Here is a 23381-nt window from a genome sequence, read left to right as displayed (position 1 = left end):
CGGATACGTTCAGCTGCATGACGTAGCCAGGGGCTTTCTTGGCGCTCAGCGGTCGATCTAGCGAGACGTCAGGTTCGGAGTCGAGGACCAAGAAAAGCCAGTGGAGCGATGTCTCCCGCCCACCCCTCCTCGGCGGGAGACATCGCCGTCTCTTGAAGGCGTCCTTTCCTGGACTGGCCCACTCAGATACGGGGATCGAAGATGTGAACCTCAAGGCCATCTTCGGAGGCGGCGATGTCGCCGCCGAGCACCAGGTCTCGCGCGAATGCCTTGATGTCGAAGTAGCCGATCGGAATCCTGTGCTCTTCCATGACTGCGTACCACCCCATGTCATCGATGAGACTGTCGGCGTATGCCTCGACGTCTTTCCAAGTGCCGAGGTACGCGTCTTCAAACCTCGAAGGCTCCGAGAGATAGTCCACAGAGCCGAGCACGTCGGTGACCCAGTGTGCGAACGCGTTGCCGTGCTCTTTGATACCTTGTGCGACCCGGGACACTACGTCCAGCGGTGCGTACTCGCGAATTTCTACGGGACCAAAGCCGTCGTAGTCGAAAATCGTGTACTCTTCCGTTTTAACTCGGTCCGTTATCTCGAGTCGAATATCTTCGGGGTCTTGCGTCGCATCGATCCACGCACCGCGCTGATGGGCGGGATCTGATACGTAGATGGTCGGATTATCTGTGCGCATGTTGTACCTTCAAGTCAGGCAGAGGGATGGAGAGCGCGCGTAGCGCTCTCCGGTGGGCGGTGTCTCAGGTGAGCGCTGTCAGTAGACGAGGAAACCGACGCGTCCCACGATGCAGTACGGACACTTGACGCAGTCGTCGACGTCAAAGTCTTCAGCATCGTCGAACATCCACGGATCGGCAGCGCAGCCGTACTCCGGCTCAAATTTCCAAGAGCCAGACTCGGCGAACCACCGAGACTCGCACGAATTGCACCGAGCATCGCACCGCGAAGCCATAAATCCCTCGACCTCTGCGGCGTAGCAAACCAGATCGGACGGCACGTCCGACGAAAGGCCGAGATAGGCTACGCCGACGGTCGACATGCGGTGGTCGCCCGTTTCGCCAAGCAGATACCAGCCTGCGGGCACGCGAGCCAACGTGTCCGTGATCTCCCAGTGCGAGGCAGAGCAACTGCGTCCACTCCAATACTCCGGGAAGTGGTAAAGAACCTCGACGGGAATCACGGTGCGGGGGACGTAGAAGGTAGTGAGACCACGCCCGTCCGAGAGGTAGGCGCCACTCGAGTCTTCGTGCCATCCGTCAACGTCAGTGACGATTCCGTACTTTTCAAGCTCATAGAGCCGTGAACCGCGGTCCGAATAGCGCTCCAGCGCGGAGAGATCGTTCCCGGGTGAGAAGTCGTCAAGGCTGATCTTCCGCAGCATGTCGACGAGATACAGGGAAGAGTCACGTCCGGGGAAACAGTCGAGAACCTCTCTGATCGCAGCGCTCGCCGCCGAGTCAGTCTCCATGTCGTCCAGTACCGCCCGTACGGTCGGCTCGCTCTCGACGCCGATAAAGAACTGTTCGACACGGGGGCAACAGAGATCGTTTGACACGCCGACCACATCCCTAGCGTTGATTGATTGGGTGGGTCGGATGTTCAGGGTTGCCGTCCCAACCATCCGACTGATGGAAAGCTATCGACCAATTCGGATGCTTGCCAAGAGTCAGTGGCTGGTAATTTTATGTGACGACTCTGGGCTCTCTGTAACGAAAATCTGGTACGGTGGCGCTACTGGCACTTTTTCTTTTGGGGGCGCACGTCGAGGCCGCCAACGTCGCCGAGACGGGAGCAGCTGCCAGTTCCGCCGGCGAGCCGCCGAGGCCGCCGAGGCCGCCGCTAGGCGGAGACCAGAATGAAAGAGGGGTGTGACTCAGCACCCGCTCCACCGGTAGGTGCCAGCGGAGGCTGGGTCGCACACCTCTTTCACTCTGGTCGTAGACCAGTCGGAGACGTTTTCCATCCGGCCGCGCCCCTGCCGGCCAGGGAAAATGCGAGCGCGCCAGGCGGCTCTCTCCAGACCCACCCAAAGCGCCATTGAGCGCGCCACTCAAAGAGCCAGCCAGTTGGCCAGGTCATCACCAGTCAAGATTCGACTCGTCAATGTCCAGGAGCATGGCTGAATCGTTGGGTTCGCATCCAGGTATGGCATCGCTGCCGAGAAACGAAACGGCAGCCGGTACGTGCAGTTTGGCGCGCTCCCTTTCGGCGATCCCCGTCGTCGCGCGAGCGGCTTTTCGTAGCATTTCCGCGCGGCCTGCTACGGGTGCCAACGTCCCGAGCGTACGCAATGTGACCGGCGGTATCGGACGCGAGCCGGATATTGGCCGAAGCGCGATCGTATAAGCCGGCAACCGACGAAGGTCTTGTTCGTCGAGGTACGGTGCGACGTGCCGGGCCAGTTCGCGCGCATCGCCTGCTTCCAAGGTAAAGAATACCTTGTTGCGGGCGTTCCCATCGATTGCCGCCTGCATTGGTCCAGTTAGCTGCCCGAGAATTTGGTTCGCGAGCACGAACGATACGTGAAAGCCGCGCAGCTCGGCCAGCGCGTCGTCTACTCCGATCGGCAGATGGAGAAAGTTATGTGCCTCGTCCAAGATGATCGTGCAGTCGAGCCGTTCGTCTTCGACCTGTCGAGCCCGTGCGCCGGCAGCATTGATCAGGCCCGTCGTCAACATCGATCCGACTAAACGAGCCGCATCGGGTCCGATCTCGTTCTTCGGCAGACGCGCGAGAAGAATCGCGCCGTCTAGGATCTGGTCGAACCGGAAGGTCGTACGCGGTACGCCGAAGATCCCGGCCGGCAGCGGATGTCCCAGGACCATCCGGAGTTTGGCGAGCAGCGGCGCCGCAGACGTGATGCGATTTCCTGGCGGGAGGCGGTCCCAGCTATGCCAGAACTCGCCGATCGTTCCCTCGCGAGCCGGCCCCAGATCTGCTCGGACTGAGGAAACGACACCGCGGCGCCAAACATCGTCGACGAGCAGGCGGGACATTTGGCCGAGAGTTCCGCCGGGAAACTGCGACAAGGTGAGGGCTGCGTGGTACGCGATATCCGCCGAGCGGTGGCCCCACCAACGTGCCCACAGTTGGCCCATCACTGATGTCGTCGTGGCGGCCGCACGGTACGCCGAGCCACCGGCGACAGTGAGATCCAGCAGGTTGATCGCCGGCATCGCGTCGGGGTCGTCCGGATCGATCAGCACCAAGCGGTCGCCGCAGTCGGCCGCAAGCCGGTCGAGAATGTCGCGGATGAGGTCGCCTTTGGGATCGAGTACGGCGATTCCGCGGCCGGCAGTGGCTTCCTGCACGGCCATGTTCGTCAGCAGCGTCGACTTGCCGACGCCGGTGGGCCCAAGCACCGAGAAGTGATGCCGGCCGTCGACCAGCGAAACGCCGGCGGGGATCCGGCGGCCGACAGTCGTGTAGCCGAGCACCTTGCCTTGCGGGCCGCCTCGTTGAGCGGGTGGGACAAGCCGGAGTTGTGACTCGGCGACTCCGGTGTCCGCAGATGCCGTCGTCTTCTTGCGCAGGACAGGTCGCGGCACGGTGTCGCCCTCCTGCCCGTCAGAGATGGTCGGATCTGGACCACGCCGCGGGATCCGGCGACCAAAGCTCGGTGCTCGCCGGTCGCTGACGGCCGGGTGCGGCTGGCATCGCGTAGAGCGTCGGCTCTGCCGGTAGAGGAATCAGCACAGCCGCTTCGGCAGCTGTCGTCAGAATCGACATCCGACCCGGCAGATCACGCCGTGCGACAGCCTTCCGAGCGAACCACCAGGGGATAGGCAGCAGCGCATTCGTCAAGACCGCATAGCCACGGGTGATATCGGCTGCAATGGTCGACGCTTTTCGCCGGGACTTGCACGCGACTGCCGCGCGTACGTCGACGACGAAATGCGGTGCGCCGGCGAGCTTACGACGCGCGAGCCGAACCGTGTACGGGTCGTCGCGCTTTACGTTGGCCTGACTGCTGAGCTGAGTCGAGTTGCTGGGGCCGATCAAATCCACGACGGCTTCGAGCAGCCAACGGGCCACAGCTAGCGGCAGCTTTGCAATCGTTGCGTTCAGGCCCGCCTGTGGCTTTGTGCCAGCCGCCTCGCGCAGTACGCCGAGCCGCCGCATCGGCGGCCGGCTGACAGCTATCTGGAGTATCCCTGCTCCTGCGTTGCTGGCCGCGACGAGCGCGTCGTACACGGCATGCGAATCATCGCTGCGGGCTGAGGACGTACGGCTGGTCGAGGGTTTGTCGTCTTCCCGCAGTTGGTCCCACCCGGTCTCGCGATATCGGAGGCGACGGCCGAGGACGGACAGATCACCAGGAAGTGTCGGCGGAGTCGTGATGCTTGCAGCGGCACCTGGCCAGGCGCGAACAACGGCTCGCATCACCGGGGAAGGGTGAACCGACGGCGGAAGCCAGAGGCCGCATCGCAGCCGGTCAGCGGCGGCGTGGACCTCGAATGTCACGTGACCAGGCGTCAAGCGCCACCATCGGGCGGCCGGCAGAATGCCTGCCACGAGCCGCCATAGCGCCGCCACCTGCCGTGCTTGAAGCGCCTCGGGAACGGTGATCTCGACCCAGACGGCCATTGATCGTGCACGCTTCGTCAGGAATGCCTTGGCAAGCAACCACGAGAGCGCGATTATCGCGCCGGCAGCCAAAAAGTATGGGAGATAAGTGAGCGGTAGCTCGAACGACCGAACGTCCATCCCGAATTTCACCTACCGCAGGTACGGCCACCCGGACATCACGTAGACACCGGACCGAATCGCGAGAACGGCGTAGAAGAGATAGGCGACCATGAGGACGGCGCTTCCGGCGGCGACGGTTCCGAAGCCGGTGAGAACACAGACCAGCGTGATGAAGCGGAGCTGCTCTCGACTGAAGCGCGGCAGGGGCGTATGGACAGAAGCCCGTCCGATGCACTGCGGACGCTCGGCGGAGAAAGACGTGGACTGGTTGTCGGCGGTACGAGTCTGGTGAGGCATGGGTCCTCCTGAGAATTGGTTCAGCTCGATTTGCTGAAGGTTGGATCTGTTGCGATTTCTTGGGCCGATTCGCGCTTGCAGGAACGAAAAATGCCCGCCGGCCAACCGTCATTGCAAGCAAGACTTTCTGGAGGCCTGTTGGAGGTTGGCGAGTACCTCGTTTCGCCAACGGAGTGCGAATCGGGGGCAGTTGGCGCAGCTGCCATGTCGGTGACAGCCGGGAAGCGGTGGACGGAATCGCGCTGCCAGCGACCAGGCGAGGCTATCTGCGCTCGTAAGCAGGTGGCCGTAAAGTGCGAGTCCCGAGGTCTTGACGCCGAATCCGTGTGCCCGGATCCCGGGAACGCGTGTGTGAATTGCGGTGAAGATCGCAGCCGAGTCGGCGGTGCCCTGCCGGCGACAGACCGAGCCGACCCCCACCACGAGCGCGGATGCCAGGTCCACTCCGGCGTCTTCGTACCGGCTTACGCAGTCGAGGTATTCGCGGCTGGTCCACCCTTGAAGAACAGGGATGAAGGGCAGGTTTGGCGTGATGCGCCGCAGTCGGAGGTAGTTCATGACGGTCCGGCGCTGGTGCTCGGCGACCGTTTGGCCGGTGGCCGCGAGCACCTGCGGCTCGCACATCCAATCCTGCGGCGCGGCCCATACGAGCCCACCGATCTCATCGTGGTAGCGCTGGACCCTGGTGGCGTACGCGTGCGCTGGGCTGCGATGCCAGCCGCCATATCTGGTCAGTTCGGTGAACCCGCCGGAGTCCAGCGCCCACAGTCCCGACGCGGTTGGCAGCGTCCGATAACGACGCAGCGTCCGATCGGAGATGAACAGCGGCACTTCGATGGTACGTAGCCAGTGGGGGTGATGTGTGCCGAGGTAGAACCTCATCTGGCGTCGTCTCGGCGTCGGGCGTTTGCAGCGGTCAACGCATCGGCAACGGCGCCCAGAACGGAACTGACAGCTGGACCGATAGCACGACGGATGACAAGGCCTGCGGCGAGCCGAACAGCCAACCCCAGAACGCGGAGAACGAGCAGAGCCGCTAGAGCACCCAACGTCTTGCCGAGGAGTTGGCCGGGGAGCAGCGTCCACAATGTCGGTGGGCCGAAGGCGAGGAAAAGGAAAACCATGCTGTCGGCGATCGCTGCAGCGGCTGCCGATACGACGAGACACAGTGCGGGCCACCGGCGCTCCAGCAGGGCGAATCCTGCGAGCGCGAGTGTCTCGGAGAACGCGAATGCCGCTCCGCTGGCAAGGACAATGTTTGCGTCAGCGGTCGCCAACGACAGTCCTGTGCCAGCGAACACGACCGCCCACGCACCTCGGCTGCCGAGCGCGGCCTGGACGACATTGCGCAGGACGAGCAGCAGACCGACCGCGTAAACGCCGGCGGGTGCTGCCAGCCCGAAACCGATCTGTACCACACCGAGTCGCGTTGTCATCGTGTTGGCGGCGACGACTGTGGCGGCCAGCAGCAGACCGGATGCCACCCCGGCGACTGGATGTCGCCGGCGACAGCGCGATGTCGGGGCCTGCGGGTCGACAGAGGGATCGGCGGGGGTCGTTTCTGCTGCGGGCATGGCAGGCTCCTGGAGATGGTGAAGGCCTCGAAGCAGCGGCAGCCGAACTCCTGCGGCGGACGCATTGAGAGCGACATGGAGCGAGGCGCTCGCAGGTTGACCGACGCTCGGCGGATACCGGCCGGGCGCGTCGCGTCTCATCGCGTACGCCCGGCGTTCTAGCGGAAGTCTGGGTCTGTGCGAATGACGCGCTCTTCTTCGGCGCTGGCTTGGGCGAGAAATCCGACGCGATGTGCGCCGGCGATCAGCAACGCGTGCCCCCGCCGGGCCGTGGAGAGCGCCGTACGCTCGCCGCCGGTGAGTGAGAACGCGCTGGTGACGGCATCGAGAGCCTGAGGGGCCTGTCCTAGCAAGACGTACGTCGCTGCGTTGTTGATGACTGCGCGTCCGAGGTCGCTGTGAAGCACGTCGTCAACGTCTTGAGTAATGACAACTAGGGCGCCGTTGTTTTTGCGGATGGACTTCGCGACCCGGAAGAGAAAGCGCGCTCCGGTTCCGTCGCGGAGCAGGGTCCAGGCCTCGTCGACGTAGATGAGGTGTCGGCGCGTACGCGTCGGGTCCGCGATGGTGCGGCTGATGGCGTTGAGGACGAGGAGCGTGCCGGCGGCGTGCAACTCCTCCGGCAGCTGCCGCAACGAATAAACGGTTAGGTGCCCGCCGGGCGTTATCGTGGAAGGGCCGTCGAAAAGTGCTCGATGGCTGCCCGTCACGTACGGTGCAAGGCGATCAGCGATCGCATTCCCGATCTCACCGTGTGTCCGGAGAGCCGTTGAGAGATCGGCGAGAACAGGCGCGGGCCGACGCCACGTTCTTGGGTCGAGACTGATGCCGGCACCGCGGTACGCATCCATGATCGCGGTGTCCAAGGTCGATGCCTCGGTCGCAGACAATGGCTGTTTCAGCAGCACACCGATGAGCGTGTGCAAGAAGAGCGCCTGCCCGGTCAGGCTGTCCGTGCCGGGTATTGCATCGGAGTCAGGCGAAGCCGCAGCTGGCAGGTCGAACGGATTGATGCGTACGCCGGGCCGGCCGAAATGGATCGTCGTGCCGCCGACCATCTCCGAGAGCGCGACGTACTCGTCTTCGGGGTCGATGACGGTGGCGTCGCTGTCGAGGTAGAGATTGCGCAGCAGGTCGAGCTTGCCGAAATAGGATTTGCCGGCGCCGGAGCGGCCGAGTACGACCATGTTGGCGTTGTCGCAGGCCCACCGATCCCACACCACGACGCCGGGCGAGCTGACGTTGGTGCCGTAAAGAATGCCGTCGCCGAACTCGGTCGGCCGTGTCGGATCCGGCCCAGGCAAGTCCGCGCTCGTGAATGGAAAGGCCGACGACAACGCGGACGTGTCCATGACTCTGGTCAGACACAGCGCGTCGACCGCGACGGGCAGTGTCGATGACCAACCTTCCAAGGCGCGCCACGTCACCGGCGTCGCCTGCAGGAGCATGGAGTCGGCCAACGCTTGGATGTCGGCTAGGTCGCGTTGTAGTGCATTCTCGGTTTCTGCGTGCACGGTGAGGTACAGGCCGAGGCGATAGAGCCGGTCGTGACCGCGGGCAAGTCGTCCGGCAAGGTCGGCGGCGTCGTACGCGGCTGCCTCGACCTCAGGGTCATGCAGTTGGCCGTGCTGGGCAGCAAAACGGCGTTGAGATTCGAACCGCTCCCGCTGTTTCTTCAGCTGCCGGGCGGCGACTAGAGACGGAATCGGCTCGATGTGCAGCGACACATCCACCCGCGCGGGGAAGGTGATCAGCGGCTCAAGCCAGCCGCTCGGGACCTCCGCCGGATAGCCGGTGATCGCCAAGGTGGCGGCGTACCCGTTGCCCGCGCGGACCTGCCGGGCGCTGACTTCCACGCCGTCGGGCGCTATCCGACGGTCGACATCCTCGGCATCGTCGTTGACGCGGAGCAGGCCTGCCAGCAGGTTCCGCATCACGACGGCCCTTCTGTTGTGGTCCAGGTGGGCGCCAAACGGCCGGCGGCGGTGATGATCGCGTCAGGCGGTGCGTACGACGCCTCGGCTGTCGGATCGTCGTAGTCGTCGCGGTAGGGGTCGGCGGTGTCGGCGATGACCCACTGAGCGGTCGGCCCGTCGAGCACGCTCGCGGTGATCCCACATCCGGCCAGTGCGTGGGTTGTCCGTTCGATCGCATGCGCTGCGCGGGCGGCGGCGTGCGCGCCGGACTCAGGTTGGCGTACGGCGATCAGTACACCGCGGTGGAGAAGTTCGTGCCGGTCGCTGAGGTCGCGGATGAAGTCGGCGTGCGACCGGGCGGCGGATTCCAAGGCCGGATGGGGCAGCGCGGGAGCGATGTCGGTGATGCGGTCTGCGAGCGTGGCGAGGTCGGCTCGGTGAGTGCGTACGACGATCTGCGCCGGACCGTCCAGTGTGTTCAACCACGATCCGAATCCGGCGACCAGAGCGGCCTGCTCATCGGCGGTCCGCAGCGCGAAATTGACAGTCCCGGCGGCGGCCAACGCCGCGTAGCCATCGCGTCCGAGATCCAGCACGCCGGTATCGGTGACGTCGCGAACGGGCATGTGCAGCAGGCCAGGCGATGCGTGTACGGCGGGCTGCGTGCTCCGCGCCGAACGTCGCACCCACGGCGGCGGCCCCTCGCCAGCTCCGCCTGCGTCGACGGAGACGAGGTGTTTGTGTCGGAGTTGGTGTCGGGCCGCGGCGACGATCCAGCGATCGAGCGTCACGCCGTCGCGGCGGCCGACCGCTACCGCGAGCGCAGCAGCGCCGATTGGCAGCGTGATGCAGGCGAGAACGGGAATTGGCAGATGAGGGGCGGAGAGCATCCACAGCCCCCACAACGCCAGGCCGACTACGCCCAGGATGAGGAGTTGGCGGGCGCTGAGGCCGAACATCAGGGTGTCTGGCCGGTCGACGTCGGCAGGTAGCCTCGTTGTGCCATACGGGTCGTAGTCGTTCACGGCTGACCTCCCTCCGGTGATCGCCGCACGGGTGGCGTTCGTGGTTTCTGAACGACCTTCTTTGGCGGCAGCGGCGCCTGGTCAGAGAAGGTCGGTCGAGCGGCATAGCCAGACCGTGGATGCGCTGCCTGTGACTTAGGTGCATCGCTGAAACTCGTGTGAGGCGGTGACGGCGGCGTACGGCGCGGTTGATCCGTACCGGGCGCATTGCTGAACGTCGTCGTCCGTGGGGGTGTGGTCGACGTCGATACCGGATGACCCGGTTTGGGTGCACTGGAGAACGCCGCCGTCGGTGGCGGGGTCTTCGGCTTCGGTGGTGGGGTCGCGGCAGAAGGTGCGTGACTAAACGTCGCAGTCGAGGCTGCGCCGGTCGGCGTCGACCGCGGAACTTGATTGATCGGCGCATTAGAAAAGGTCGCGGACGTTGCCTTCGGAGCGCGTGTTGCAGCCGTGGGTTTCGGAGCCGGCTTGTGCGGCGGCCGTCGCCTGGGTCCACCGGTTGCGGGACGCCGTCGTGTCGCCGATGGGAGCGTCTTAGGGGCCAGCTTTGCCGTACGACTGGGTCTGACTTTGCTCGCTCCGCCGAAGCCGACCCCAAGGGCGCCAAGGGTCTTGGCAATGACGATGGTCTTGATGATGCTGATGATTCGCGATCGGCCGGTGGATCCTCCGAAGGCAGCGCGTCGAGCCCAGAAGGGGATCTTTACAGTCAGCCACAACAGGCAGAGCCCGACCAGGATGTTCACCCAGGCGGTGCCACCCGTTGGAATGCCGAACAATGTTCGGCCGGCCGGCGACAGATATACCCGTAGGAAGACCACGAGACAAAACGCCTGGCCGACTTGTGAAGCCAGGCACGCGGTGAGCGTACGCCACCAAATGAATGCGACTTTCTCAGTTTGCGGCAGCGCATGGCAGGCGAGCGCGAGTGGTGCGGCAACAGTCAGCAACACCATCGCCGCCATCCGTACGATGAACGTGACGACGACCATCAACGCCATCACGATGATCGCTATCCGAAGCAGATTTGCGAGAAATCCGAGTCCGTTGAGCTCGTTGCCAACCATCTGCCGAACGGCTACGGACACAGCTGCCGGATCAACTCCAACGCCCACGGCCGCGGCCGTCACGGCGTTGCTTAGTTCTATCGCCTTTGATATCACCAAGCTGCTGGTGTTCGCGGCGATAAAGCCGATCACCAGTCGCGGCGTGATCTCCCGGAGACCTATCCGGGATTGGACGCTCTCGCGCGTCATGAGGATGAATCCGCCGACCAAAATGAACAGCACGTACGCCACATTCACGGCCAGTCGAGCGGCGTCCCACAGTTGATGTACACGGCCATCCTGGGTCGGATCTGGCGTCGTCAGGACCGTCTGGCCAAGGAATTCAAGGACCGGGTTCAGGGTCAATGCGACGACGCCGGCGAACCATTGTGCGATCGCATCCGTTATCCATCCCGTGACCGGATTGACGGATTCTGGTGGCGCGTCGGTCGGTGGCGGGGAGACCGCAGGTGCCGGCGTGTCGCAGGTGGGAAACGGCTTCGGTATGGGCGGTCCTGGCGGCAGATAGATCGTCGGTTTGGGGGTTGGGCGCGACGGTTCGCAGGGCGCGGCCGAAGCGGGGGATCCGGGTGCGATTCCCACGACCAAACCGCTGATCGCGAGTGCCACAAGCAAGCTCACGAGCGCGATGCGGCGAATGCGGAAATGGCCGCGTGAGGTGGTGGAAGTCGACGACATTTCAGTCCACGAATCCCTGCAGGATCGTCAGCGCGAGTGGCGCCAGCATCGTCAAGACGAAACCGATGCACGCGTATCGCATCGTCTGCTTCCCCATTTCCTTGGTTCCGATGCCGGCTGCCGAATAGAGAAGTGCGCCGTAGACGAACATCGCTCCCCAAACGGCGACTGCGAGTCCGGTCAACCAGGCCTTGACGTTGCCGATGACCTCGCCTAGCGAGCCGGCGATCGCCAGTGGTTCGCTGGAACTCGGCGGCGCTGCGTACGACGGCTCGGCGTACGTCAGAACGGTCATCGCAGCGAGGCCAACGACGATCGTGAATACCGGAAGAGCAACGAAGCGAAGGACGTTCCGCATGTACGGATGCGAATCCTCGTCGGGGGTAAGGGTGGCGCCGGTCGTCGGCATGGAATACCTACCTGGCTTCGGTGGGCGGATGCGGTCCGGCGGCACATGCCGCGGCACCTGTCGTGGTCCCCGGAGGCCGAAGAGGTCGGGCTCGTCCGGCCTCCGGGGCGGAGGGGCAAACACCCCGCGTCGTGGCACGGGCGGTCGGGTGTTCCCCTCAACCGGTCAAATGCCTGCCGGAGGCCGGAAACCGAACACCGCACCAGCAAAATTCAGAGATCGCCGCATTCCATGGCAGCCGCCAGACGCCTCTCGGCGCGCTTGCGCCGCATCCTCAACGCGTCCACGTTCGTACCCTGCTCCGCGGCAATGTCAGTCAGCCGCTCGCCGCCGATCCGCGTACGGCTGATGAGCTCCGCCTCCGCCGCCGTGATGATGCTCGCGCGGACCGCGCGGGCCAGTACGAGGTCGGGATGGCCGGCTGAGTCCTGGTGGACGATCGTGGCGCTGAGGTCAGCGTGCCGACCGACCTCGTCGACATCCTTCTTCTTGGCGCGCAGTGCATCCTTGTACGCACCCCAACACAGTCGACCGCACAAGCTGGAGGCGTTGGCGTCGGCCCGACGAAGACGCTCGACGAATGCGGTCACCAGTTCCGCGTCCAAGTCGGCTGTACAACCGCAGTAGCCGCGAGTAAGGCGCCCGGCCATGGTTCGCAGGCGTGGAAGTGCAACCCCGAGCGCACCGATCACCCACTGTGGGCCATCGGTTTGTGCGCTGCTGACGAGCAGGCTCCACGCGGCGTCGCGTGCCGCAGTCGAACACGACGGATGCAGAAGGATCGCCTGGAGTTCGGGCAGCGACATCGACCGTGTTGGCAGGCCGAAGCCGAGGGCGCCGCCGTCGACCGACACCCGCGCCGGCCCTTTCGAAAGCAGCTGGAAGGAAGCCTCGATTTTGTCGAGCAACGATCCGTTCTCGCGGACGTTGGCGACCGATTCCGCGGCCGCTGCTGGAGATGGGTACGGGATTGACTGCATGGCAGATCCACCTCGATATGACGGGATTGCCGGCGTGCCGTACGTGTCGGCGGCGCGGCGATGAATTGGGCCATATCGAGTAGGCCGGAGACCCGAGTACGCACCGCGTACCGAGCGCGTACGCGGGCAGTCGACACGAGTACGCGGCGAGTACGTGGCGCGTACATCAGGGCGCGATGTCCGTCCTGTCTGCCACCACGACGTATCTGTTCTGGTCTATAAAACTGCAGGTCAGAGCCTCTATGACGAACGTGCCGGGCGCCTGTGCCTGAGTACGAGTAAATGCCGACTGTGCGCCCCGTCACATTTGGCCGTCCGTGGACGGGTCGAATAGCGAAAGCGTTCGCCGAGTTGTGCGGTCCCGTGTTCGGTTTCTCGGTTTGTGGAGGCATTCGTCGGGTGAAGCGATTTCATCGAGTCGTCTCCCCGAAAGCAGCCAGACATGGAAGCCATCGCCTGCCCCGCCGCGACGCGTATTTGCGAGAGCGACTACGTCGAAGTCCGGCCGTTAAAGCGGTCCGTCGTACCTCCGCGCACGATGCACATCCGCGCCGGATGGGCGGAGGATCTCGTACGCGACTACAGCCACGCCGGCGAGATCGTCGTGAACGTCGACGGCCTGCCGGCCATCGCGACCGCCGCCGCTCGACTCGGTCGGCGCAGCGTCAATCTCGCCGCGTCGGAAGGGCAGCTCAACCAGCTCTGCCTGCTGCGTGAAACGGCTCTGCCCCTCCACCGTCGCAATCTGATGCGGATCGGCTTGGTACGGCCGGAGAAAGCGGCCACTGTGCTGCCGGATTCATGCCGGCGGCCCAGCCAGAAAGCCGCCCTTGCCGTGGTCAGCACATCGCGAGCCGAGCCAACTGACCGCTTGGGCCTGCTGCCGGCGATTCGGCGCATCCTTCGGCCCGACGGCCACCTGGCGACGCTGCGGATCGCTCACGACGTCGCCGCGGCCGACCACCGGACGGCCGACGTTGAAGCGGTCGTACCGCTCGGCACGCTCGTGGTTGTCACGCCTGGTTATCAGCTCCCGACCGGTGAATTTGCCGTCGCCAGTTAGCCCCTCTGCGCGCCTCCCGACGCGTTCCTCATACGAAGGGACTCTTGGCGTGAGCCTCGTCCTTGTTCCCGTTTCCGTACGCGGCGCACGAGCCTGGATCGCTGTGCAGCCGCGGGACGCACTTGATCATCGCTACCCAGTTCGAGGCACGTCCCGCCGACGTGACCGCCTGGCGATCGCGGTCTTCGACATCGCCGACGGCCGCCCTTTCGCCCGCCGTCGGTCGACAGCTTCGGAGATGGGATCCGTTGACGAAGTGGATGAGATTCTGAGCCGGGCATGCGCAATGGACGCGCGGCCAGTCGCCGTCACGATTGCTGCCGACGCGGCCATCGGCAGCGGCGCGGACGACGGCGTGACGTTGGAACTGACGGACACGTACGTCTTCCGATATCGGTCCGCGAACCACGCGGCCGCCATGATGTACGGCGCCGCTCGACGTGCTGTATTTGGACTCGGATACCAGCGGCTGATCACCCGCGCTGGCTACGTCCCGGCGCTGCGCGCCATGGGGTGGACGTGGAGCCGAATTCCGGTCAGCGACGACGCTGCGACGACGTACGCGTACACCGCTCCAGGCTCATCTCCGAGCTCGATTACCGCCGAGATCGCAGCCGGATATCGATGGCCGCATTGGTGGCGCAAATGGCCGGATTAGACGGCTGCACCGAGGGCCATATGAAGGCGCGGAGGCGTCCACTCGACGCGGCGTCGATCTCATCCAGTGGCGCTTCGTCGAGGAAGCGACGCATTGGCTCGCTCTGCACCGGATACGGCGGCCTCGACGCAGCGGCGATCGACGTGCTCGACGGAGAGGTCGTCTGGTGTGCGGACTCAGATCCGTATGTCGCGACCCTCCTCAAGCACCGGTATCCAGGCGTACCAAATCTCGGCGACATCACCGCAGTCGACTGGAGCCGAGTCGCAGAAGTCGACGCCCTCGTCGCCGGATTCCCGTGTCAGGACACGAGCAACGCCGGCTTCCGAATCGGTCTGAAAGAGGGCAACCGCAGTGGCCTTTGGCTCACCATCGCGGACGCAATTCGCGTACTTCGACCGCCGCTCGTGTTCGTGGAAAACGTACCTCCGCTCCGTGTCCGCGGACTCGACCGGGTCCAAACCGACCTGGCCGCGCTCGGGTATGACACGGCATGGATGTGCGTACGCGCATCCGATGTCGGCGCCGCTCATAACCGCGACCGCATGTTCATCCTCGGTCTTCGAGGCAGACAGGCTTGAGCTGCTGCCCACGCCCCAGACGATTGATGCGGCAGTCGCCGGCGGCCGTTGCGTCACCGAGCGACGTCTTCATCGTCCCCGCCAGCAGGTGAATTTGACGGACGTGTGGCGCTGCTACCTGGCCCCACCAGCGGTTGAAATCAACGCTCGGGTTGCAGGGCTCAAGCCATGTGTATGCCGCGCGAACAGCGTGATGCAGCGAGCTGCAGGCCAGGCGTTGACCTGGGGACCGTACGAGGCCGCGATCCGGCGTTGGGAGCGAGCTCTTGGGCGATCTGCCCCTGAGTCCACCTCGATCGGGCCGACGAAACGACCGCGTCTGAACCCGGTCTTCGTGGAATGGCTGATGGGTCTTCCGGAGGGTTACGTCACCGCGATCGGCCTGCCCCGGACGGCACAACTAAAGATCCTCGGCGACGGCGTCGTACCCCAGCAAGCGGCGCATGCTCTGCGACTTCTCCTGGGCGTACCGGCGGCGGCAAACCTCGCACCAACAGCTCGCGCTTGACGTAATCCACTGCATCGATCGACCGGGGTCGGCAGCGACCGACGCGTCGTTTGGTCGACGCTAACTGGCGCTGAATCCTTCTCAGGATCGGCATTTTCCTTGTTGAAATTCCTCGCGATATTTGCTGTGCCGCTAATGCTGATACTGGTCATCGGTGGTGCCATTGCCGCACGTCTTGGACTTGCCGGTGGTGGCAGTGGCGGTTGCGTTCCCGCCCTTCCCGCAGATCTCGCTCGTGCCGGTATCACAGCTGAGATGTTCGCTAATGCAGCGGTCGTCGTCGAAGTCGGCCAAGAAATGAGAGTCCCGCAAGGTGGATGGGTTATCGCCGTCGCAACGGCAATGCAGGAGTCGAGCCTCATCAATCGGCCAGATGGCGACCGTGACTCCATCGGACTGTTTCAGCAGCGCCCCTCGCAAGGCTGGGGGAGTGCTGCGCAGGTCCACGATCCGCGGTACGCATCGCGGCAGTTCTACACCAAACTCCTCAAGGTGCCGCGCTGGCAAAGGCTTCCACTCACAGTGGCCGCACAAGCGGTGCAGGGTAGTGCCTATCCGAATGCGTACGCGAAACACGAGCCGCTCGCGACTCGCATCGTCGTCGCTGTCGCAACGAACATCTGCTCGGCGGCGAGTGCCTTCGGCCTCCGCGTCGTCGCCTTCGGCAAGCGCCTACTCGGAACTCCGTACGCGTGGGGCGCCGGCGGGTACAACGGACCCACCAGCGGCCACATCGACTGCAGCGGCCTCACCATGTACGCGATCTATCAAGCGAGCAACGGAAGGATCCGTCTACCGCACCTCGCCGGCGCACAGTTGCCAATGGGAACCCAGATCACCCGCGCGCAGGCAGCACCTGGCGACCTCATCTTCTTCTACACGCCAGGCAACCCAACCAGCCGCCGCCACCACGTCGGAATCTACGTTGGCAACAATCAAATTCTCCACGCACCCGACGTCGGTCAAGACGTGAAAATCGAGGAATTGTGGCGCACACGCGACCGTCTCGATTTTGTCCGATACGGCTAAGACCAATCTTTCTTGAATACATCAGACCCTTGCGCCCGGATGCGTATCTCTTTGGAGAGCCTCATGACCAATCCCGCATTCATTACCGCTCCGATAGCAGTCAGCCCGCCTGTCTCGCCGTCCTCTACGACGCCCAGCCGGATCCGTCTGAGTCGCAGGCGTGTACCTCATGTGGCGGCTTTTGCCGTCGCGCTCCTCGCCTCGGCGGCCACCCTGGTTGGGGCGGGAGGATGCGCGGCCGCCATTCCCGAGAAGGTCACGGTCGCCGGTCACATTTTGGGCAAAGAGCAAGTCACCCACTTGATCGACGATGCGGACGCGATTTTCCAACGCGCTGTCCGGGCCGGCGGTGCCGCAGTCAACGGGTCCTCGCGTTGCTTCCTTACCTACGCCACGACCAACCACAGCGAGGCTGGCGACAGCTTGATCTGCGGTCCGGTCCTCATGTACGGCACGGCACGGACCGATCTCTGGGCGACCATGCCCGTGCATGTCACCGACTCCGGCCTCCCACGACCGACTACTCCGGAGTTCCCGCCCAAGCCCCGCCCAGCTGGACTCACCTTGGCGCGACCCGACGGCGCCCAGCCCGACGACGGCGCGAACCTTCCCGCGCCGCGTCCACCGTCCGATCAACCCGGGGACATGAAGTACATCAGCCCGGCCGACCTCGTCAGCGTTCCGATGAAGGCACCAGCGGGCGACGGCCTGCTGCTCAGCCCGATGCTCGCCGCGAAGATCGCCGCTATCGGCGCAGCGCCGGCGTACGGCCGCGGACTGGGAGCTCGCAGCGCCGCCAACGGCGAACAGTTCCTGTTCCTCCAATAGGCGCCCACACCTGCATTCGCCACCGCGGTATCCACCGACACCCCGCCCGGGCAGCTCGCCAACCAGCCCCTTCCGACGGCCACCGGCGCCGTGATCATCGGAGCCACCCCGCGCCCGCTGCCGGCCGTCAACGGCTCACCCGTCATCAACGGCGGCACACTGGCGGTCTCAGTGCCGATCAACACCGCCGCCTACCTGGAAATCAGCGACCAGGGCCGTGCCCAGCGGGTTAACCTGCGTACCGGCGAGCGCGTCACCGTACCCGAGTTCGCGCCGATCTACCGCCGCCGCAACCACGCCATCCTGGGCAACCAGCTCATAGGGGCGCTCACCAACATCCGCAGCGGCAACACCATCCGCTTCCACCTCACCGCCGCCTCAGCCGTGCTCACACCGTTCGACCGCGACCGCGGATACGCCCCACCCGGATCCACCTGGCTCGCCATTACGATCACTGACGCCAGCACCGACTCCGGCATCGGCATCCCCAAATTCGCACTCAACTCCTTCACCCTCACCACCGGGTCGGGGCGCCCGGTCATCGCTCAGCAGGTCACCGTCGGCAGCGAACTGGTCCGGCTCATCGCACCGGTTCCACCGACCACAACCACCGCCACCTTGAGGTGCAGCTGGCGCGGCTCCATCGCCTTCATCGGCACCAGCGCGGCACGACCATCGCACCCGCAGACCCTCGCGGTCACGATCCCGGTGTGAGGCGGACATGGCGGCCACCATCGACACTCAGCCCACGGCCACCCATCCCACCGGTGCACCCGACACCGAGACGAACAAGACAGAGGCCACGTCGCGCCGCGACAGCGCGCTTTGTACGGGGAGGCGGTCGAGCCGGTGTTGAGACTGCTGTCGTTGGGCGCGGGTGTGCAGAGCACAACGCTGCTGCTGTCGGCCTGCCACGGCGATATCCCGCGATTCCACTACGCGCTCTTTTGCCGACACCGGCTGGGAACCGGCGGCTGTGTATCGCCACCTCGACCGGCTCTGCGCGTACGCCGCGCGGCACGGCATCCCCGTCTGCCGAGTCTCGGCCGGAAACATCCGCGCCGACGCGCTCAACCCGGACCGGCGCTTCGTCTCCATACCGCTTTATGTCCGCGACGTTGATGGATCCAAGGCCTCGGTCGTCGCCAGTTCTCAGTTATCTGCACCATCTCCCGCTGATTGATCATGGCTCTTCACGTCGTGATCAAGGAGACGCCAGCGGAACTTCGCCGTCAGCTCATCCACATCGGCGCAGCCCTGCTCGGCCACCTCAACATCCAGACCACCCGCGGCTATGTGGCCGTCTTCGACAAAGACATCGTCCGTCACTACGTCACCTTCCTCGACTACCGCCGCGAGCTCCGACCGATCGACGAGTACCGCGAGGCCACCAGTGAGGAATTGGCCGAGTTTGACGAACACTTCGACAGCACAAGGTCGAGCTCGGCTCCTGAGGGCGCCTCTACGGCACGCCCTGCCAGCACGAACACGCCTGCATCTGCTGCCCGATGCTGCACGTCAACCCAAGATGCTCACCCGGCCCGACGAGCTTGAGACCCGACCTCCTCGACAGCCGAGCCCACGCACAGATCGAAGGCTGGGCCGGCGAGATCGAGGGCATCGACATGACCCTTACCTTCCTCCGAGCCAAACGCGAAGACGCCCAACGCCGACTCCGTCGTCCGGCCGTCGGCCTCGGTATTCCGGCTGTCCCACGCCCCGCTGAGCTACCGGAGGCTCTGCGATGACGAATCCACTGATGACGCAATCGCCGACTGCGCTCCGTGCCACCACGAAGTCGCCGCGCACCGGCCGTTTGACCATCGTGCTGACTGTCCGTGACGAAGCAGCCGCTTTCATCGACGCCCAGCACCGCCATCACGGGCGCCCCCACGGCTATCTGTTCTGCGCCGCGGTCGCCAACGAAAAGGGACAGGTGGTGGGGGTGGTGACCGTTGCCCGGCCTTCAGCTCGCCGGATGCAGGATGGTCGGACCGTCGAGGTCAACCGCTCAGCCACGGACGGCACCCGCAACGCCAACTCCGCGCTCTACGGCACGGCATGGCGCGCGGCCCAGGCACTCGGATACCGCCGAGCCATCACCTACACGCAAGTACGTGAGTCCGGCGCATCGCTCCGCGCGGCCGGCTGGCGACCAGTTGCCGAGTTGGCCCCACGCGCGGGCTGGGATACACCATCACGACGCCGGGCCAATCGCGGAGCCGACAATGTGGCGCGCATGCGGTGGGAGATCACATCAAGCGCACCGCCGTGGCCGCGTCGCCCAACCGCTTCCGACACACCATGCAGCGCTGTGACGCATAAGAAGGCAGCCTGATGAGTCAGCATCTCTCGCCTCAGGAGCACGACCTGCTCGTTGACGCACCCTCGTGCGCCCGGCCAGAAGAGGTGCAGAAAGCACAAGCCAATACAAGATTCGGCCCCTGAAAGCGGCGGCCCACCGGTTGTTCGGATTCCCGCACCCAAGAAGGGCGCCGGACGAGGCGATGTAGAGCATGCCGATGACGATGCCGGCCGCGAGCAGGGTCAGCACGAGCGTACGCATTCCCGGAGTGCTCAGTGTACCGAGCAGGCTCGTTCGCCTCACGGCTCGTCCGCGAGCGGCTCGCGCGGCTGGAGCTCTGGCGTAGACCACCGTCCCGGTCAGCGCGGCGGCCTCGGCGAGGGCCAGGATCGCCGCCGGCGGCACGACAAACAGCAGTGCGGAGGTGATCAGTGGTCCGGCGACCGAGACGAGGTCCTCCAGCAGGGCCTGTAGCGCGTACGCCGTCGGTAGATCATCGGCCGAATCGACGAGCGAGGGCCAGATCTGCTGCATCGATCCGCCAAATGTCGAGCTCCGCGTGGCTGCGAGACAACGGCGACCACGACGCGGTACTCGAGGCGCTCAACGAGCTGACGACGGTCACCACCACACAAGACGAATTCAACTACTGGTGGGACGAAATCTACGACCACGCCGACATGGACCGAATCTGGATCGAGACGTAGAAACCTCGTCATGATCAGCGCTTGACGCCTGCTACCGCGAAGAGGGTCCCACGCTGGCGACGTCGCCACCGAGGCGCTCGCCCTGCCTACGCTTCGCCTTCGGAGTCGTCACAACCTCAGATGCCATCACTGTCCGTGCCCATCCCACCGGACCTTAGCCCGGTGTGTCGGACCGAAAACACCGTTCCTGGGACAGTCCCCACTGCGCAGTCCTGCTGGCTCCGCGTCTGGGAGAGCATCCGCGCCGAAGGTAGAAAGGACGGCGAGGTAACTGACCGCATGGGCATCTCCGAACGGCAGGTCCGCCTCGTACGCGCTGCCGGTCGTGCCGGAAATTTCGAGATGTTCGATGCAAGCGTGGCAGGGTCCGATATCGCCCCAGCGCCGGTGAGTAGTAGGTGTTCTCTGGCACCCGGCCCAGATAGGCTGGGGGAAATGGTCAAAACAATCACCATCGCAGATCTTGCCGACGGCGCGGCGCATGCGCCGGTTCTAAATGAGGATGGCCGGCTGGTCGATCCGGTAATGCTCGTCGACATCCAGCCGGGCGCGTCCCAACACGCGCAGAAGCGGGCCCGCGCATTTGCCGAGGGCTGCGATCGGCTGCTGATCGGGGTCACGTCAAATGTGGCTTCGCGGCTGACCGCGGCTGTCGACCTCACCCTCAGCACTGCCGATGTCGGCTGCGAAACGGTCGCGGTCGCGGAGCCTGAGCGGGAGGCGCACGAGCTCGCGGCGGCCGTCGTACGCAATCCGCAGGCGGCGCTGTCGCTGCGCCAACTGCTCCGCGGCAACGTCAGACTTCCGGTGCGGACGGCACTGGAGATGGAGTCGTACGCGTATTCCACCTTGCTGGGGGGCTTGGAATTCCGGCAATGGCTGGAGGACCGCGGCCCGCTCGCACCCATGGCGACCGCGGACGAGCCGCTGCTTGTCGGGCGTACGGATGACACTCTGTATATCACGCTCAACCGCCCAGAGCGCCGCAACGCGTACGGCAGGGAAATGCGTCAAGCCTTGTGTGACGCGCTGAGAATCGCGTTGGTGGATCGCTCAGTCAATCAGGTCGTGGTCGACGGCGCCGGCCGGTCTTTTTGCGCCGGTGGCGACTTGGCGGAATTCGGCACCACGCCGGATGTCGCCACCGCGCATTTCATTCGTACGACGGTTAGTGCCGGTCTGCTCGTACACGCACTCGGAAACCGGATCGAGGTGCGAGTGCACGGGAGTTGTGTCGGTGCAGGTGTGGAAATTCCCTCTCTGGCACGCCGCGTTGTCGCGGCCGCGGACGCCAGTTTTCGGCTGCCGGAGATTGCCATGGGGCTTATTCCGGGCGCGGGCGGCACCGTTGGCATTCCGCGCAGGATCGGTCGCTGGCGTACGCTCCATCTTGCGCTTTCCGGCCAGCCGCTGCCGGCGGAGACGGCGCTGCGGTGGGGCTTGGTGGACGGTTTCGCGGATCCGTGAATCAAAAAATGGTGCCGACGTCGTTGGCGACGATCCTGTCGAGCGCGCGCTCGGCGACGGCCGCGATGGTCATCGACGGATTGCATGCCGCGGTCGTGCCCGGCATGAGCGCGCCGTCAAGCACGTAGAGCCCGCGATGTCCCTGGACACGGCCTTCGAGATCGCACACCAGGTTCATCGAGGCTCCGCCGAGCGGATGCCAGGTGCTGGGCAGCAGGCTGGTGGTGTCGAGCTTGACCGCGAGAGGGCCGCCGATATCGTTGATCCGCTTGGCAATTCGGGCGGCTAGTACGCTGTCTGAACCGGCCGCCCAGTTCAGCGTGGCGTCGTCTTTCCGCGCGTCATACGCGAAATGACCCCGTCCCTTGCTGACGCCGTAACCGACGAGCATCGTGCTGCGTAGGTTGGGCGTCGGTGGCAGTGATGCCTGGATGACCGTGTTGGCGGAATCCGGGTTATCCCATTCCCGGCTGCCGTAGACGACCGGACCGCCCTGCGGGGAGCCGAAATCGTCGGCCAGACTGGTCCAGGTGTAGATCTGATCTCCGTTGGAGCCCCAGTTCTTTCCCAGGCCGTCCGGCAGGTCGGGAATCAGCCCTTTGCCGCTCGCCCGCATGAGCAACCGCGTCGTGCCCGCGGTCCCCGCGGCCATGACAAGTGCCTTCGCGGTGACGACTTTCTTCTCCAATACGGTCCCATCGGTATCGATCCGATCGACGTTGATGGTCCACCGCCCGTCGGGAGCAAGCGCGACGTCGGTGACGTTGTGCTGGGTTGCGACAGTGCAGTTTCCGGTCGCCTCTGCGGCGGCTATATAGGTGACATCGACGGAATGCTTACCGCCGTTGTTGACACCGACGGCACAGTCGCCGTTGGTATACGACGGTTTCATCTCCCCGCGTAGTTCCGCTAGCGCGAAATTCCAGTCGATCGGCATCGCGATTTTCGATAGCGGATAGCCCTGTTGCGTTGTGTTGCGGGCGAAAACACGGGCAGCCGCGTACGTTTTGCTGTTGATGAGCTGATCTGGCGCGGTCGCGATCCGCAGCATCTGCGCGACTCGCGGATAGTACGTCCGGCTCAGCTCCGCATAGTCCAGCGCGTCAGGGAAAGTCGCGTTGAAGACGGCCTCGGCGGGCTGCAGCGTCATGCCCTGGTAGACCAGCGAGCCGCCGCCGACACCGGCCGCGACCACCTGCGTCATCCCGTTGCCGACGATGAATTCCAGCAGCCCGGTGTAGTGCTCGGCCGGCGTACCGCCGGGCAGGCTGGGCATACCCGGCAGCAAGCCGGACAGTCCCATCCAGAACATCCGCTTGTCCGGGCTGCTCGCGTGTGGGAACGTCTCCGCGTTGGGGCCGGTGGGCCAGCGGATCCCGCGTTCGAGCACGTGCACCCGTACGCCGGCCTGCGCGAGCCGCAATGCGGTGACGCCGCCGCCGAATCCGGAACCGATGACGACGACGCGGTGGTCCTCGTTGGTCGAGCGGACCTGAGCTTTTGCCGCACTGGGTAACAGAATCAGGCTGGTCGCGGCGGCGCCTTGAAGGAAAGCCCTCCTGCTGAGATCTGGCATGACCTAACCTC

24 protein-coding genes and 1 pseudogene are annotated in these 23381 nt (G+C 64.8%); 10 read left to right on the top strand and 15 right to left on the bottom strand.

The genetic code is table 11. The features are described from left to right. Window positions 1–182: 182 nt before the first annotated feature. From GNX95_RS08470 to GNX95_RS08415, 13 genes and pseudogenes are all read right to left on the bottom strand, one after another. Window positions 183–689 (bottom strand): antirestriction protein ArdA, encoded by a 507-nt coding sequence (locus GNX95_RS08470; protein ID WP_163506555.1) that lies wholly within the window; start codon window positions 687–689, stop codon window positions 183–185. 78 nt (window positions 690–767) lie between these two features. Next, the gene (locus GNX95_RS08465) at window positions 768–1634 is read right to left on the bottom strand and encodes a hypothetical protein (protein ID WP_163506554.1); all 867 of its coding nucleotides are present in this window, start codon (window positions 1632–1634) and stop codon (window positions 768–770) included. Window positions 1635–2091: 457 nt separating this feature from the next. Next, window positions 2092–3561 carry a type IV secretory system conjugative DNA transfer family protein gene (locus GNX95_RS08460; protein ID WP_163506553.1) on the bottom strand — a complete coding sequence of 490 codons (1470 nt, stop codon included), beginning with the start codon at window positions 3559–3561 and terminating at the stop codon, window positions 2092–2094. Between the two features lie 19 nt (window positions 3562–3580). Beyond that, complete coding sequence (locus GNX95_RS08455; RefSeq protein WP_163506552.1) at window positions 3581–4720, bottom strand: hypothetical protein; 1140 nt, start codon at window positions 4718–4720, stop codon at window positions 3581–3583. Window positions 4721–4732: 12 nt separating this feature from the next. Continuing rightward, the gene (locus GNX95_RS08450) at window positions 4733–4999 is read right to left on the bottom strand and encodes a hypothetical protein (RefSeq protein WP_163506551.1); all 267 of its coding nucleotides are present in this window, start codon (window positions 4997–4999) and stop codon (window positions 4733–4735) included. A 108-nt stretch (window positions 5000–5107) separates the two neighbouring features. Continuing rightward, window positions 5108–5881, bottom strand: a complete 774-nt coding sequence (locus GNX95_RS08445; RefSeq protein ID WP_163506550.1) for a deazapurine DNA modification protein DpdA family protein — start codon at window positions 5879–5881, stop codon at window positions 5108–5110. Further along, window positions 5878–6483, bottom strand: coding sequence for a VUT family protein (locus GNX95_RS08440; protein ID WP_163506549.1), 606 nt, complete (start codon window positions 6481–6483; stop codon window positions 5878–5880). Before GNX95_RS08440 ends, GNX95_RS08445 begins: the two co-directional genes overlap by 4 nt. Before the next feature lie 248 nt (window positions 6484–6731). Beyond that, the gene (locus tag GNX95_RS08435) at window positions 6732–8507 is read right to left on the bottom strand and encodes a VirB4 family type IV secretion system protein (protein ID WP_222853465.1); all 1776 of its coding nucleotides are present in this window, start codon (window positions 8505–8507) and stop codon (window positions 6732–6734) included. Then, window positions 8507–9115 carry a hypothetical protein gene (locus GNX95_RS43060; RefSeq protein WP_246281542.1) on the bottom strand — a complete coding sequence of 203 codons (609 nt, stop codon included), beginning with the start codon at window positions 9113–9115 and terminating at the stop codon, window positions 8507–8509. Before GNX95_RS43060 ends, GNX95_RS08435 begins: the two co-directional genes overlap by 1 nt. A 162-nt stretch (window positions 9116–9277) precedes the next feature. Next, a pseudogene (locus GNX95_RS44220) lies at window positions 9278–9448 on the bottom strand (PrgI family mobile element protein); the annotation flags it as partial. 62 nt (window positions 9449–9510) lie between these two features. After that, complete coding sequence (locus GNX95_RS08425) at window positions 9511–11259, bottom strand: TrbL/VirB6 family protein (RefSeq protein WP_163506547.1); 1749 nt, start codon at window positions 11257–11259, stop codon at window positions 9511–9513. Between the two features lies 1 nt (window position 11260). After that, on the bottom strand, window positions 11261–11554 hold the full coding sequence (locus GNX95_RS08420) for a pilin (RefSeq protein WP_163506546.1): 294 nt from the start codon (window positions 11552–11554) through the stop codon (window positions 11261–11263). Between the two features lie 326 nt (window positions 11555–11880). Then, complete coding sequence (locus tag GNX95_RS08415) at window positions 11881–12576, bottom strand: hypothetical protein (protein ID WP_163506545.1); 696 nt, start codon at window positions 12574–12576, stop codon at window positions 11881–11883. A 514-nt stretch (window positions 12577–13090) separates the two neighbouring features. Between GNX95_RS08415 and GNX95_RS08410 the strand changes: the two genes are divergently transcribed. The 7 genes from GNX95_RS08410 to GNX95_RS08380 all read left to right on the top strand — a co-directional run bounded on the left by GNX95_RS08410 (window position 13091) and on the right by GNX95_RS08380 (window position 18029). Beyond that, window positions 13091–13711, top strand: coding sequence for a hypothetical protein (locus GNX95_RS08410; protein ID WP_163506544.1), 621 nt, complete (start codon window positions 13091–13093; stop codon window positions 13709–13711). 286 nt (window positions 13712–13997) lie between these two features. Continuing rightward, on the top strand, window positions 13998–14369 hold the full coding sequence (locus GNX95_RS08405; protein ID WP_163506543.1) for a hypothetical protein: 372 nt from the start codon (window positions 13998–14000) through the stop codon (window positions 14367–14369). Next, window positions 14336–14950 (top strand): DNA cytosine methyltransferase, encoded by a 615-nt coding sequence (locus GNX95_RS08400; RefSeq protein ID WP_222853464.1) that lies wholly within the window; start codon window positions 14336–14338, stop codon window positions 14948–14950. Before GNX95_RS08405 ends, GNX95_RS08400 begins: the two co-directional genes overlap by 34 nt. A gap of 346 nt (window positions 14951–15296) precedes the next feature. Beyond that, entirely contained in the window at window positions 15297–15458 is a 162-nt protein-coding gene (locus tag GNX95_RS08395; RefSeq protein ID WP_163506542.1) for a hypothetical protein, read from the top strand. A 99-nt stretch (window positions 15459–15557) separates the two neighbouring features. Next, window positions 15558–16487 carry a C40 family peptidase gene (locus GNX95_RS43780; protein WP_163506541.1) on the top strand — a complete coding sequence of 310 codons (930 nt, stop codon included), beginning with the start codon at window positions 15558–15560 and terminating at the stop codon, window positions 16485–16487. Window positions 16488–16550: 63 nt separating this feature from the next. After that, entirely contained in the window at window positions 16551–17315 is a 765-nt protein-coding gene (locus GNX95_RS08385; RefSeq protein ID WP_163506540.1) for a hypothetical protein, read from the top strand. 90 nt (window positions 17316–17405) lie between these two features. Further along, on the top strand, window positions 17406–18029 hold the full coding sequence (locus GNX95_RS08380) for a hypothetical protein (RefSeq protein ID WP_163506539.1): 624 nt from the start codon (window positions 17406–17408) through the stop codon (window positions 18027–18029). A gap of 438 nt (window positions 18030–18467) precedes the next feature. On the opposite strand, the gene GNX95_RS08375 is transcribed toward GNX95_RS08380, so the two are convergent. Next, on the bottom strand, window positions 18468–18737 hold the full coding sequence (locus GNX95_RS08375; protein ID WP_163506538.1) for a hypothetical protein: 270 nt from the start codon (window positions 18735–18737) through the stop codon (window positions 18468–18470). Between the two features lie 322 nt (window positions 18738–19059). Here GNX95_RS08375 and GNX95_RS08370 point away from each other — a divergent pair, with 322 nt between their 5' ends. From GNX95_RS08370 to GNX95_RS08360, 3 genes are all read left to right on the top strand, one after another. Next, window positions 19060–19653 carry an XF1762 family protein gene (locus GNX95_RS08370; protein ID WP_246281540.1) on the top strand — a complete coding sequence of 198 codons (594 nt, stop codon included), beginning with the start codon at window positions 19060–19062 and terminating at the stop codon, window positions 19651–19653. 512 nt (window positions 19654–20165) lie between these two features. Beyond that, window positions 20166–20327: a hypothetical protein gene (locus GNX95_RS08365; protein ID WP_163506537.1), complete on the top strand. Its 162-nt coding sequence runs from the start codon at window positions 20166–20168 to the stop codon at window positions 20325–20327. A 279-nt stretch (window positions 20328–20606) separates the two neighbouring features. After that, window positions 20607–21794, top strand: coding sequence for an enoyl-CoA hydratase/isomerase family protein (locus GNX95_RS08360; RefSeq protein ID WP_343034788.1), 1188 nt, complete (start codon window positions 20607–20609; stop codon window positions 21792–21794). A gap of 1 nt (window position 21795) precedes the next feature. Here GNX95_RS08360 and GNX95_RS08355 read toward each other — a convergent pair whose 3' ends face one another. After that, window positions 21796–23370 (bottom strand): GMC oxidoreductase, encoded by a 1575-nt coding sequence (locus tag GNX95_RS08355; protein WP_163506536.1) that lies wholly within the window; start codon window positions 23368–23370, stop codon window positions 21796–21798. Window positions 23371–23381: the final 11 nt, after the last annotated feature.

Origin of the sequence: Fodinicola acaciae (assembly GCF_010993745.1) — a bacterium.
Lineage (GTDB): Bacteria > Actinomycetota > Actinomycetes > Mycobacteriales > HKI-0501 > Fodinicola > Fodinicola acaciae.
The sequence above is the reverse complement of the archived record's forward strand: the minus strand, read 5'-3'. Positions and strand labels throughout refer to the sequence as shown.